The 12,578-nt window shown below is 70.5% G+C and carries 14 protein-coding genes and 1 tRNA gene; 8 read left to right on the top strand and 7 right to left on the bottom strand.

What is annotated here, in order from left to right; translation table 11 throughout:
* Positions 1-3 precede the first annotated feature (3 nt).
* From glp to ACWY4P_RS21405, 6 genes are all read left to right on the top strand, one after another.
* Positions 4-1,416: a molybdotransferase-like divisome protein Glp gene (gene glp, locus ACWY4P_RS21430; RefSeq protein WP_456212160.1), complete on the top strand. Its 1,413-nt coding sequence runs from the start codon at positions 4-6 to the stop codon at positions 1,414-1,416.
* Positions 1,417-1,487: 71 nt separating this feature from the next.
* The gene (gene moaC, locus ACWY4P_RS21425) at positions 1,488-1,970 is read left to right on the top strand and encodes a cyclic pyranopterin monophosphate synthase MoaC (protein WP_456212159.1); all 483 of its coding nucleotides are present in this window, start codon (positions 1,488-1,490) and stop codon (positions 1,968-1,970) included.
* Positions 1,967-2,521, top strand: a complete 555-nt coding sequence (locus tag ACWY4P_RS21420) for a MogA/MoaB family molybdenum cofactor biosynthesis protein (RefSeq protein ID WP_456212158.1) — start codon at positions 1,967-1,969, stop codon at positions 2,519-2,521. Before moaC ends, ACWY4P_RS21420 begins: the two co-directional genes overlap by 4 nt.
* Positions 2,518-3,141 (top strand): GNAT family N-acetyltransferase, encoded by a 624-nt coding sequence (locus ACWY4P_RS21415; protein ID WP_456213011.1) that lies wholly within the window; start codon positions 2,518-2,520, stop codon positions 3,139-3,141. Before ACWY4P_RS21420 ends, ACWY4P_RS21415 begins: the two co-directional genes overlap by 4 nt.
* Before the next feature lie 150 nt (positions 3,142-3,291).
* On the top strand, positions 3,292-4,452 hold the full coding sequence (gene sepX, locus ACWY4P_RS21410; protein ID WP_456212157.1) for a divisome protein SepX/GlpR: 1,161 nt from the start codon (positions 3,292-3,294) through the stop codon (positions 4,450-4,452).
* An 87-nt stretch (positions 4,453-4,539) separates the two neighbouring features.
* A tRNA-Ala gene (locus ACWY4P_RS21405) sits at positions 4,540-4,613 on the top strand.
* Between the two features lie 72 nt (positions 4,614-4,685).
* Here ACWY4P_RS21405 and ACWY4P_RS21400 read toward each other — a convergent pair.
* The 7 genes from ACWY4P_RS21400 to ACWY4P_RS21370 form a co-directional block, all read right to left on the bottom strand.
* The gene (locus ACWY4P_RS21400; protein ID WP_456212156.1) at positions 4,686-5,942 is read right to left on the bottom strand and encodes a site-specific integrase; all 1,257 of its coding nucleotides are present in this window, start codon (positions 5,940-5,942) and stop codon (positions 4,686-4,688) included.
* Positions 5,930-6,139 carry an excisionase family DNA-binding protein gene (locus tag ACWY4P_RS21395; protein ID WP_456212155.1) on the bottom strand — a complete coding sequence of 70 codons (210 nt, stop codon included), beginning with the start codon at positions 6,137-6,139 and terminating at the stop codon, positions 5,930-5,932. Before ACWY4P_RS21395 ends, ACWY4P_RS21400 begins: the two co-directional genes overlap by 13 nt.
* A gap of 92 nt (positions 6,140-6,231) precedes the next feature.
* On the bottom strand, positions 6,232-7,683 hold the full coding sequence (locus tag ACWY4P_RS21390) for a replication initiator (RefSeq protein WP_456212154.1): 1,452 nt from the start codon (positions 7,681-7,683) through the stop codon (positions 6,232-6,234).
* A gap of 142 nt (positions 7,684-7,825) precedes the next feature.
* Entirely contained in the window at positions 7,826-8,503 is a 678-nt protein-coding gene (locus ACWY4P_RS21385; RefSeq protein ID WP_456212153.1) for a DUF2637 domain-containing protein, read from the bottom strand.
* Positions 8,504-8,544: 41 nt separating this feature from the next.
* Positions 8,545-9,927 (bottom strand): FtsK/SpoIIIE domain-containing protein, encoded by a 1,383-nt coding sequence (locus ACWY4P_RS21380; protein ID WP_456212152.1) that lies wholly within the window; start codon positions 9,925-9,927, stop codon positions 8,545-8,547.
* 2 nt (positions 9,928-9,929) lie between these two features.
* Positions 9,930-10,127: a hypothetical protein gene (locus ACWY4P_RS21375; protein ID WP_456212151.1), complete on the bottom strand. Its 198-nt coding sequence runs from the start codon at positions 10,125-10,127 to the stop codon at positions 9,930-9,932.
* Positions 10,124-10,462, bottom strand: coding sequence for an SCO3933 family regulatory protein (locus ACWY4P_RS21370; RefSeq protein ID WP_456212150.1), 339 nt, complete (start codon positions 10,460-10,462; stop codon positions 10,124-10,126). Before ACWY4P_RS21370 ends, ACWY4P_RS21375 begins: the two co-directional genes overlap by 4 nt.
* 179 nt (positions 10,463-10,641) lie before the next feature.
* Here ACWY4P_RS21370 and ACWY4P_RS21365 point away from each other — a divergent pair, with 179 nt between their 5' ends.
* Together ACWY4P_RS21365 and ACWY4P_RS21360 are read left to right on the top strand one after the other, a co-directional pair.
* Entirely contained in the window at positions 10,642-11,052 is a 411-nt protein-coding gene (locus tag ACWY4P_RS21365) for a GntR family transcriptional regulator (RefSeq protein ID WP_456212149.1), read from the top strand.
* 46 nt (positions 11,053-11,098) lie between these two features.
* Positions 11,099-11,512: a hypothetical protein gene (locus ACWY4P_RS21360; protein ID WP_311728019.1), complete on the top strand. Its 414-nt coding sequence runs from the start codon at positions 11,099-11,101 to the stop codon at positions 11,510-11,512.
* Positions 11,513-12,578 lie beyond the last annotated feature (1,066 nt).

The following is a 12,578-nucleotide window of genomic DNA, read 5'->3' as shown; positions in this document are numbered from 1 at the left end:
ACTGTGAGCAGCACCGCAGCACGCGCCACCGACCAGGGCCCGGGCCAGGAGCCGGGCCGGGGCCCGCGGCCCGGCGCGTCCGGACCGGGCCGGGGCGAGGACCGGGGCAGCGAGGACCGGGGCGGGGGCCGGGGTGAGGACCGCTTCTGGACGGTGGCCGAGCACCTCGACGACATCCTCGGCCATCTCCACCCCCTCGACCCCATCGAGCTGCAGCTGCTCGACGCCCAGGGGTGCGTCCTCGTCGAGGACGTCACCGTCCCCTCCGCCCTCCCGCCGTTCGACAACAGCTCCATGGACGGCTACGCCGTCCGTACGGCCGACATCGCGGCGGCGACGGAGGACTACCCCGCGGTGCTCACCGTCGTCGGAGACATCGCGGCGGGCAGTGAGACCGCGCCCGCCGTCGGCCCCGGCGAGGCCGCCCGCATCATGACCGGCGCCCCGCTGCCGCCCGGCGCCCAGGCCGTCGTGCCCGTCGAGTGGACCGACGGCGGCCTCGGCCGGGGCCCGGTCGCCGCCATGCCCGCCCACAGCGAGGCCCCCGAAGGCGCGAGCGGCAGGGTGCGGGTGTACCGCCCGGCCTCGGCCGGGCAGCATGTGCGCCCCCGCGGCTGCGACGCCGGGGCGGGCGAGCTGGCGCTGCGCGCCGGCACGGTCCTGGGGGCGCCGCAGATCGGTCTGCTGGCCGCGCTCGGGCGCGCCGCCGTCAGGGTGCGGCCGCGGCCGCGCGTGGTGGTGCTGTCGACCGGCAGCGAGCTGGTCCAGCCCGGCCAGGAGGCGGGCCCGGGCCGGATCCACGACTCCAACAGTTTCCAGCTCACCGCCGCCGCGCGGGACGCCGGGGCGATCGCCTACCGGGTGGGCGCGGTCGCCGATGACGCCGGGACGCTGCGGGCGACCATCGAGGACCAGCTGAGCCGGGCGGACATCGTGGTCACCAGCGGCGGCGTCAGCGTCGGCGCGTACGACGTGGTCAAGGAGGCCATGCGGGAGGTCGACTTCCGCAAGCTGGCCATGCAGCCGGGCAAGCCCCAGGGCTTCGGGCGGGTCGGCCCGGACCGTGTCCCGTTCATCGCCCTCCCCGGGAACCCGGTCAGCTCCTATGTCTCCTTCGAGCTGTTCGTACGGCCCGCCATCCGCACCCTGATGGGCACCGGCCCCGTCCACCGCCCCATCGTGCGGGCGCGCTGCCCCGAGGGCGTCACGTCCTCCCCGCGGGGACGGCGCCAGTTCCTGCGCGGCTGGTACGAGCCGCCGGGGATGGACGCCGAGACCGGCCTTGTCACCCCTGTGGGTGGCGCCGGATCCCACCTGGTCAAGGCGCTCGCGCACGCCAATGCGCTGATCGTCGTCCCCGAGGAGACCACGGAGGTCGCCGCCGGCGCCGAAGTGGACGTCGTCCTGCTCACCTAGGCGCCTGACCGCCGCCCGCTGCGGGTACGGTGTCGTCCCACAGGAGCCACCTGGCCCGGACCGGGAGAACGATGAGCAGCGCCCAGGACCATCTCACCCACCTCGACCCATCGGGCGCGGCGCGCATGGTCGACGTCTCGGACAAGGACGTCACCGCCCGCACCGCCCGCGCCAGCGGCCGCGTGCTCGTCGCCCCGCGCGTCGTGGAACTGCTGCGCGGCGATGGCGTCCCCAAGGGCGACGCCATCGCCACCGCGCGCATCGCGGGCATCATGGGCGCCAAGCGCACCCCGGACCTGATCCCGCTGTGCCATCCACTCGCACTCTCGGGCGTGACCGTGGACCTCGCGGTAGCCGACGACGCGGTGGAGATCACCGCCACGGTCCGCACCACCGACCGTACGGGCGTCGAGATGGAGGCCCTGACGGCGGTCAGCGTGGCCGCGCTGACGGTGATTGACATGGTCAAGGCCGTGGACAAGTCCGCAGTCATCACGGACGTACGGGTGGAGGAGAAGACAGGCGGGAAGTCCGGCGACTGGAACCGGGCATGAGCGGCTCGCCGACCTACCGCGCCTTGGTCGTCACCGCCTCCAACCGCGCCGCCGCCGGGGTCTACGCCGACAAGGGCGGCCCGCTGCTCGTGGAGGGGCTGGCGGCGCTGGGCCTCGCGGTCGACGGGCCGCGCGTGGTCCCCGACGGTGACCCGGTGGAGGCGGCCCTGCGCGAGGCGGTGGCCGCTTCGTACGATGTGGTCGTGACCACGGGCGGCACGGGGATCTCCCCCACCGACCACACCCCCGAGGCGACCCGCCGGGTGCTCGACTACGAGATTCCGGGCATCGCGGAGGCCGTCCGCGCCGAGGGGCTGGCCAAGGTGCCCACCGCCGCGCTCTCCCGCGGCCTGGCCGGGGTCGCCGGCACCACCCTGATCGTCAACCTGCCCGGGTCGACCGGCGGCGTACGGGACGGTCTCGCGGTCCTGGGGCGGATTCTGGTCCACGCGGTCGAGCAGCTGCGCGGCGGCGACCACCCCAGACCCGCCGACCCTCCTGATCCCGCCGGCCCCACCGGTCTTACCGGTTCTGCCGGGAGCGCGAGCTGAACGCGCTCTGGCCGGTCGTGCTGGCGGACGGCGACACGGTCCTCCGCCCCATAAAGCTGCGCGACCAGCGCGCCTGGCGCGAGGTCAACCAGCGCAACCGCGAGTGGCTGCGCCCCTGGGAGGCCACCATTCCGCCGCCCCCGCCCGGCGGCCCTGTCACCCACCGGCCCACCTACCGCCAGATGGTCCGCCATCTGCGCGCCGAGGCGCACGCCGGGCGGATGCTGCCGTTCGTCATCGAATACCGGGGACGGCTGGCCGGACAGCTGACGGTGGCCGGGATCACCTGGGGTTCGATGTGCTCGGGCCATATCGGCTATTGGATCGACGAGGCGGTCGCCGGTCGCGGTGTGATGCCGACCGCCGTCGCGCTCGCCACCGACCACTGCTTCCGTACGGTCGGACTGCACCGCATCGAGGTGTGCATCCGGCCCGAGAACGCACCGAGCCGGCGCGTGGTGGAAAAACTGGGATTCCGCGAGGAAGGGCTGCGGCCCCGCTACCTCCACATCGACGGCGCCTGGCGTGACCACCTGGTCTTCGCCCTCACGGCGGAGGAGTTGCCGGAGGGGCTGCTGGCCCGGTGGCACCGGATGAGACCTGGCGCATCGCAGAAATAAAATATGTGTTCGAAATCGCCCGGCATTTGAGTACATTCCCAACCTGGTCATCCCACCAATCACAAAAAAAGTTCGAGATATCAGCCAGATCGTGCGACACACCGCGCCAATTGGCAGATGGCCTCGCGCGGACCCCTCTACCGTGTGACCGTGAGCAGCAGTGGCCTCATCTATGCAGTCATCGTCGGGGCCTGGGCCGCCTATTTGGTGCCGATGTGGCTCCGTAGGCAGGACGAGCTCAATGAAGCCCGTCCCACGGAGCGCTTCAGTACCGCCATCCGGCTGCTGTCCGGACGGGCGGGAATGGAGCGTCGTTACGCCAAGGAACGGGCGGAGCTCGAGGCCCTCGGGGGCCTGGAGGGCCAGGAGGACCGCGCCGACGACACGGACCGCCCCGAGGCCGGGGGAGACCCCGCCGCCCCGGACCGGCGCGTGGCCGACCCGGACGCCGTGACCGACGCGGTCGACGTCCGGGCCTTCGCCGACCCCGTGACCATGCGTACGCCCGTGCCACCCCCTGCCGCCCCACCCGCCGACGCCCCCGCCCCGGCCTCGCCTTCCGGCCCTTCCGGCCCTTCCGGCCACTCCGGCCCGGCCCCCACGGCCGCGGCGGCCCGCAGCCGGCGCGCGAAGGCGCTCGCGCGCCGTCGGCGCACCACCATCGTCCTCTTCCTCGCCTTCACCCTCGGCGCGGTCGTCGCGGCGGTCGGCGGACTCGCCTTCCTGTGGGCCCCGGGCCTCCCTGCCGTCCTGCTGAGCGCGTACATCGCCCACCTCCGCACGCAGGAGCGCCGCCGCTTCGCCTTCACCATGGACCAGCGCCGTGCCGAGCTGGCCGCCCAGCGCCTCCGCGAACGCCGCCCGCACCCCCGCCCGCCCGCCAAGGACCCCGCCGCCGACGACGGCCCCGTCGAGCCGCCCGCCCGCGCCGAAGCCGACCGCGCGACCCCGACGGCCTCCCCCCATGCGGCCGGCCGCCGTGCCCTGGTCGAGCAGACCGACCACGCGGAGTGGGTGGACCAGCAGCGCGCGCGCGAGCGCGGCCCCTCCACCGGCGAGAGCTGGGAGCCGGTGCCCGTCCCCCTGCCCACCTACGTCACCGCGCCCGTCGCCCCCCGCGCCACCGGCAGCGTCGACCTGGGCGCCCCCGACGCCTGGAGCTCCGCCCGCTCCAGCACCGCGGAACCCGGCCAGTGCCCCGACCCCGCCGCCCCACAGCCCGCCGCCCCCCGCACCCCCCGTGAGCGGGGCCGCACCCCCCTGTTCGACCAGTACGCGGACGAGGACCGCCCGCGCGCCGCCAACGAGTGACCCTGACCAGCGCGGACCGGCCTGGCACCGGCGGGGAACGGATTTCCAAGCACCCCGGAGGGGATGCTAGAGTTTCACTCGCTGCAAGGGCCTGTGGCGCAGACTGGTAGCGCACCTCGTTCGCATCGAGGGGGTCAGGGGTTCAAATCCCCTCAGGTCCACACAGCTCAAAGCCCCCGCCGGGGAAATCCGGCGGGGGCTTTTTGGTGCCGTACAGCAGCGAAGTACAGCAGCTACTTTCGGTCCGTCCCGCCCAGGTGCTTGCCGAGCTTCCGCAGCGCCCGACGGGTCGCCTCGGAGGGGACGTGGGTGTAGACCTCCATCGTCACGGCGATCTTGCTGTGCCGGAGGATCTGCATCGCGATGCGCGGGTGCACGTCCAGGGCGGCGAGCAGCGACCCGCAGGTGTGACGGGTGTCGTGCAGCCGGATTCCGCGTACGCCCGCCTTCGCCGACCGGGCGGTGAACTCACGGTTGAAGTTCCTGGGCTCGATCGGTGTCCCGTACCGCGTGGTGAAGACGAAGTCCGAGTCCGTCCACAGGTCCCGGGCCGCTTGCTTGGCTGTCTCCTGCGCCTTCTGGCGGAGCTGCAACGCCGTGACGCAGATCTGGGGGAGGGGCAGGGTCGCCGTGGAAGCCTCCGTCTTCGTCTCGTCGTGCACCAGCTGGCGGTTGATGCGCTGCAACTGACGCTCCACGGTGATCTCTCCCGCGTCGAGATTGACGCTCTCCCAGGTCAGACCGAGGACTTCACCGCGCCGGAAGCCGAGGACCAGGATCAGCACGTATGCCGGATAAAGCGGGTCGCCTGCCTTCCGCGCCGCCTCCAGGAACGTCCGCGCCTCCTCCACCGACCACGGCTCGCGCTTCCGCTTCCGGCCGGAGCGGACCTTGACCAGAGCGGCCACGTTCTTCGTGATCAGCTCTTCCGTCATGGCGTTCGTGAGCGCCGAGCGGAGGACCGCGCGGGCGTCCTGGACGGTACGCCGGGACGCGACTTGGCCGCAGCACCGGCCAATCGCGCAGCACCGTTGCCGACGGGCTGGGTTCTTGTCCTCCTTCGGGCGTGCGGCGTCCTTGCCCTGGGCGCAGCACTGGCATTGCTCAAGCAGCTTGTTCACCCAGGTCCGAACGTCGCGCACGGTGAGCTTGTCGAGCCGCTTTGCGCCGAGGCCGGGGGAGATGTAGAGGCGTACGTGCATGGCGTACGTCTCGGCCGTCTTGGGTTTGAGGTCCGGCCCGACGACCTCTCGCAGCCAGTAGGCGAGGTACTGCGCCAACGTGGGGGCGGAGGTGGCCACCGGCCCCTTCTTCGCCTCGGTGTGAAGCTTGATCCACTTATCGTGGACCTCGGTCCGCGTCTTGCCGTAGACGTACTTGCGCTTCTTCTTGCCGTCCGGGGTGGTGACCCAGGCGTAGGCGGCGAAGCCGTTCTTGTAGGGGTAGATGGAGCCTTCACCGTTGCTGCGCTTGCCGCTCATGCGGACCACCTCTCGGTCTCGTCCTGAGCGCAGCGGTTGATGTACTCGTCCACCCAGGCCGGGAGGATGCGCCGGTTACGGCCGACCTTGACCGAGCGGATTTCGCCGGTGAGGACAAGCATCTTGGTCTTGGACAGGCCGAAGCCGAGCATGTTGGCGACCTCTGCTGTGGTGTGCCACTTGCGCGCTATCGCGGTCGTGGTCATCCGGCGGGTTCTCCTTCTGTTCTGGGGGCGGGGGTGGGCGGTCATGACCTCAGGGACGGTCAGGACTGCGTGTGTCGTTGGCAGGCCTGTGCTCACAGCCAGGGAGCTCCCTCTGTCTTGAGGTGTTCGGCTTGGGCGCGGTCGTGGCGTACTTGGGCGGCGATGAGTTCTTCGCCGGGGCTGTAGCCGGAGGCGAGGTATTGCCAGTGGGAGAGGACGAGGGTGGTTTCCTCGCTCGTCTCGGGCCGGTCGTCCGTCGCGCGTGCTTGCTCGGCGCGCCATGCCCGACGCACGTCGCGGAGTGCGCCGAGGGTGGTGGAGTAGCGGCGGGATTTGCTGGAGAAGTGGCCCCGGAAGCCGAGCATGTGAGCCCACTTCCAGAGCTTGAGGTCGGCGAATTCGGGGAGGTGGCCGAGGTCCCAGGCGGTTCGGATCATTTGGCGGACGTGGCTGTGCACGGGCAGGTCCGTGATGGGTTCGGACTGTCCGGTGCCCTCACACGACTCGCACAGGTCCCGGAAGCCGTCAGGGCCATGCTGGTAGCCGCGTCCGGCGCAGTGGGTGCAGCGTAGGGAGCGGTCCACGGTGCCGGAGTCCTCGGCGCTCTTGGTGGCGTACTTCGCGACGTAGGCAGCGACCTTCTGATCGGTCAGCTCACCGTCCCCGAGGGCGGCGATCTCCCGGATGTCGAGCTGATCGCCCCACCTCAGCTCGCGCTCCCCGACCGCCTTGGAGACCACGGTGAGTACGGCACGCCCGGCCGCCTCTTTGATCGCGTGGGTGAGTGCGTCGGTGGTGGCCCAGTCGGGCGGAGGCTCGTTGCTGCCTTCCGGGCCGTCGAGGCGGATCACGGCGTGGAAGTGGACCAGGCCGCGCCGCTGGTACTCGGCCACCTTGGCGAAGGAGACCCGCAGCGACGCGTTCAGCGCTTTCTGGGTCATGCCGAGGTGGGCGGCCAGCTCGCGGCGGAGGTAGGTGGTGAAGCGGGCCCACAGCGCTCCGGCGTGCGCGTTCCACAGCACGGCCCCGGCGTAGTCGTAGGTCGCCGGGGACAGCGGCGTGCCGAGAGCCGGATCGCCCGACACATGGCGGGTGCCGCAGCGGCAGGCCAGGTTCTGGCCCGCGTCGGTGGTGCGGCGGTTGTGCACCGGTCCGAACGATGGAGCAGTCAGGGTGACGAACAGCCGGGGGTGCGTGCGCACAGCCTCAGGCACCGTCTTGCCGCCGGAGAGTCCGGCTTTGATCAGGTGGTAGGTGTCGGCGGCGTAGAGGCGGGAGCAGGCCGGGCAGCGGGAGGAGCGGCGATTGCCGCAGGCGGTCAGCAGGCGTCCGGTCGGCTCGTCGGCGGTGCTGTACGACCGCAGGACCGTATTCGTTGTGGCGTCGAGGGTCTGTGTGGTGCCGACGAGCTGAACCGGACGGGTGCAGCCCCGGACCCGGCTGATCTGGTCTTGGACCCGGTCGAAGTCGGGGAGGTGGGCGAGTTCGATGAGGTCCCGCAGGGCCAGGCTCGTCACGTGCCGCAGGTCCAGGGGGCGTTTCACGGCGGGTGCCGTCCTTTCTGGGAGTAGTGGAGGTGGGGCCCCGAGCAGGCGCAGGCCAAGGGGGTGCGTGCTGCTCGGGGCATGGCGAACCGGGCCCGGTAGGGCGGGGCGGGTTCGGATTGCCGGAACGGCCGGCACGGGGTCAGAGCTGGGCGTGCGCGGCGGTGGCCAGGGGGAGGGCAACGCCAAGGCGGGTCCGGAGCTGGCCCGGGGTGATGGGCGCGCCGTGCTCGGCCTGGTAGGTATCGGCAATGGCGCGGGCTGCGTTCAGCAGCGGAGCGGGCACGTTGACCGCCGGGGGCGCCAGGGATTCCGGAGCAGGGGTTGCGACAGGGGCCGGGGCGGAGTCGGGCTCAGCGACCGGCGCGGGAGCCGTCTCAGCCAAAGCCGGGGTGGCCGCAGGAGCCGGAGCGGTGTGGGTGACGGCGTGGAAGTGGCGCAGGAGTTGCGGGCCGACGGCTCCCCATCCCAGGAGGAGGAGCGGGGCGACGGCGTCCACGGAGGCTCGGCCGTAGTGCTTGGCGACGAGGGGTTCGGCGACGTTGAGGGCCAGGGTCAGCAGCCCGGACAGGTGCATCAGGCGCGTTGCGCCCTTGATCTGCTCGGCGGCGATGCCGCGCAGGGACAGGTAGCGCAGGGCCACCAAGAGGCCGACAACGGACAGGTCGACCATCGGGGCGATCAGCGGGGCGATTGGGCGGGGGACGCCGAGGCGTAGCGCGAGGGTCCAGACGTTGCCGAAGGAGAAGACGAAGGCCAGGCCCGCGATGACGACCATGACCACGGTCACGGTGCGCTGAGTGATCCGATCCTCAGACATAGGGGTTCACCTCCTTTCGGGTCTCGGCTTGTCGAGGAACGTCACTTGGTGAGGAGGACCGGCGCCCCAGCAGGGCCGGAGAGTTGTTCGTCGAGGAGTTCGGCCGGGTCGCGGGTCAGGTGGGCGGTGTCGGCAGCGATGCGTGCGGCGTCGTCGTCTGCAACGTAGGGGGTGCGGATGCGGGTGAAGCCGGGTCGGCCCTGGTGGGCCATGGAGGCCACGCCGACATAGACCGGGTCCTGGAGCGCGGTCGGGTTGGCATCCGGCCAGTTCCGGATGTCCTCCCCGAGCGCGACCACGGCCGCCTCAGCGGTCTTCTGCGCGAAGGACAGGCCCACCGGGCACACGTCCCGGATGAAGGTGGGGATGGCATCCCCGGTCGCTTTCTGCGTAGCGATGATCACCAGGATGCCGACGCTCCGGCCCTTCTTCACCAGGTCCTCGACCAGCCGGGCGTTGTCAGCGGCCAGCGCGGCGAGCTTCTTCGTCTGCGCGTCGGACCCCTTGTGGTCGCGGAAGTAGGTGTGTGCCTCGTCCACGATCAGCACTGTCAGCGGCCAGGTGGCGGAGGGGCCGAGGTGCCACATGTTCTTGACGCCGAGCACGGCGCGGATGGACGCCGAGCGGTCCCGCCGCAGCTTCACCAGCCGCTTGAACAACGCGTTCGCCTCCGCCAGGTCATCGCCGACGAAAGCGAACGCCCGCTGTGCCAGGCCGGCGTAGTCGCCCTCATGGGAGGAGGTCACCTTGCCGTCCGCTATGGCGTACTGGATCGCATCCGACGGCGCGGTGTCGCACAGGAACTTGTTGACCAGCGAGGTCTTGCCGAAGCCGGGCAGCCCGGCCACGGTGACCCCGGGCACGTCCGAAAGGCTCACGTCGATCGGTTGGGCGTACTCGTCCACCCCCAGGCCCCACACGGCCAGTTCCTCGGGAACCTCACCGGTGGGTATGTGCTCGGTCGGGACGATCAGCGGGTCCACGCGGACCCCACGGATCACCAGCTGCCCTGGCTTGTCCGGAAGCACCGAGACCCGCGTACACCGCCACGCGTCCGCCAGGTAGGGGGCCGCCCGCTGGAACTCCGCCAGGCTGACCTTCGGCAGACACACCGCCCGTACCACGACGCCGTACCGGTCGGGCTTGACCTTGATCTTCGGGATGAGGACCCGGGGCTTGGGGACCTTCCCGTCCGGCGCCACGATCACCGCAGCCTGAGGCGTCTTGTCCATCACCGACAGGCCCGCCATCGGAGCCAGCCGACGCCAGCCCCGCCGCACCCGGACCGCTTGCCGGATGCTCGCCCGCGTCATCTTGTCGGCACGCACGTAGCGCACCAGCCACCACACGGCCCATATGGCGCTCAGGGCCAGGGCCGCCCCGGCCAGAGCCGGGGCCAACCCAATGACTTCACCCACCGTCACAGTCAATCCTTGTTCTTGTAGAGGAATCGGAACAGAGAGATCCGGAGTTCCAGCAGGTCACGGCCGGATGCGATCTTGGGGTAGCCGTGCGACTCGATCACCTCGACGACGTCCAGGAGCAGGCCGTTCGTGAATCGCGAGTCGTCATCCCCGCTCTCCGGCTCGACCGGATAGACCGGCTCGGGGGCGGCGGTCGTCACTTGACCAGCTCCAGCGCCGCCGCCCGGTAGGCGATCCCGTCGGACAGCTGCCCGTTGAAGACGCGCGCCCACGGCGTGGCGAACAGCTCCACCACCCGCACCGGGACACCCGGCTGAAGACCATCCGGCACACCACTCGCCGGAACGGTCAGCTTCATCTGCTCCGCCCGGCCCTCCTCCATGAGGAAGACGGTCAGGGTGTGCAGGGTCTCCCCGGTGTCCCGGTCGGTGGCCAGCTCGCCCGTCTCCGGGTTCTTCACCTTGGGGATCGGCGCCGTGCCAGCGATGAACATCGTCGAGGGCAGCAGCCCCACACGGATACGCGTCATAGCCATGCCTTGCTTCCTTTCATTGACGGCCGCCCGTGCGACCGAGACCAACAGTGCACCATGTGAGCTAGTGCGTCAAGCGCATAGCGCACCAGTGATGCAGGCGTGCTAGCGCACATCGGGCATAGTGAAAGACAGTGGGCGTTCTAGTGCGATGAGTGGGCTTAGCGGGCTACCCTCGGGCTATGAGCCTGCCGAGGGATACCCACACTCCGCCTTACCGGCTGGTCGCCGAGGAACTGCGCCAGCAAATCCGGTCCGGCCGCATCAAGCCGGGCGAACGGGTCCCGTCTTCCCGCGATCTCGAAGCCAAATACGACATCGCGAACATGACCGCGCGGTCCGCACTGCGCGTGCTGCGCGACGATGGACTGATCTACTCCACGCCAGGGCGGGGCAACTTCGTTGTTGACCCCCTGCCCCCAGAGTCCGGCGAGACCCAGGGGGCAGGCGAGCCGGAAGGTCAGCGACAAATGCCCAGCGCCGAGTACCTGGAGCTCTCTGGACGGCTGGACGAACTCAACGCGAAGGTTGATGACCTCATGGGGTTTCTCCAGCAGCTTGCCAGCTTCACCGAGCGTCAGAAGAAGAGCTAGTGCCGCATCAGGCAACGTTCGCCCTGTCGATGGCTACTCTGACGACGTGGCCGATGAAAAGGACAGTGGGAGCGGCTCGATCCGACGCCCCTCGTGGGACCCGGTAGTGTCCACCGTCGCGCTGGAACTGGTCGGCCTCGCTTTCTCCGGGTTGGTCGCTCTGGTGGGGTGGCCGTTCGGGTGGCTGCCCGACACCAGTCTCGTCGGCCTCGTGACGGGCCTGATCGCGATCGGGCCTGCGGCTGAGTTGTACCGCGGGGCGGGCCCGCCGCGTCGGCTTGCTGTTGTCGCCGCTCTCCTTGCGCTGGCAACGGTGAGACTGCTCGTGGCTGCAGCAGTGAACTGGGCCTTTCCTGCGCTGGCTGATCCGGGCGTCGGTATCCTCGTCGGCTACCTTGTTGCGTTACCCATCGGCGTGGCTGTGTTGGCTTGGTTCCTCATCAGGGCGAACGTTGCCTGATGTGGCACTAGCGGCCAGGTCCTCGGCGACCCGACGGACCAGTTCCGCCAATTGAGCAACCCTCTTGTCGAGTTCGGCAAGGCGAGCCCGAATCTCCGCCGACTCCTGATCGTTCATTACCACCCCGTTCGTGTTCTTAGCTCTCGCTCCTTGATCAGCGCGTCCGCAGGACAGCCCAGGCAGGCCCAGAACGCGAGCTGTTCAAAGTTTCTTTACTGGATCAAGGCGGCCCGCTTGCGCGGGCCGCGCGCGCTGGCGGCCCGTGGCCGCCGCCCGCTCCTGTCTCCGCCCCGCTCAGCGGCACCCCCGACCCACTCAGCGCGCCACCCCACACCAGCAACCCACCAGAGCCAGTCAGCACCTGGAACAGTCGCCCGCGGTGCTCCCTCCGACCGCAATGGAGACGCCGAAGCAGCACGACCAGGACCAGGCGCCCGACCTGCCAGCCGTCGAGGGGCGGCTACGCAGAGCGGCTTACATGGCCAGCCGTCCGCCGACTGCGGCCATCGCCGTTGTGCGCGCAATGAGGCCAGCGGGGAGAGGGGGCGTCCGGCCGGGGGCATGTCGTTCGTCGACCTGGGCCGGATGTGGCCGGCCGCCGTACTGCCTCCGTCACGGATGCGGGCGCGTGAGCAGACCGCACTGCCCGGACGTGGCGGGCGGGGGGCAGCTGCTGCCGCGAAGTGGCTCAGGCCGTCATGGTCGCTGCGCGTCGGCGCGGGCATCGTCGTGGCCGGACAGCGTGTCGTAAACACCCCCGTCACCGCTGCTACCGAGCCCACCGCACCGCCTCTGCCTCGCACTCGCCAACACCCCTTCTCTCCACCTGAACTCATCCGGGACAGGGCAGTGCCGAAGCGAGCACGACAACCGCCCCGGTACCATCGGCACCGGGGTCCTGATCATGGACTCTCCGCCGGACCACCCCAGATGCTTGCAGGCGCAGGGGTGGTCCGGTCTTATCTATGTGGTTGTTGTGCGCGGTCCGGCTCCCCACCCGCCCGAGCGGGTATGAAGATGGCGGAGAGCCAGACCGCAGACGGCGAAGGGTCCAAGTCCGCCGTCA

Source organism: Streptomyces sp. LZ34, from assembly GCF_053890475.1.
This window is presented reverse-complemented; position numbering and strand designations above follow the sequence as displayed.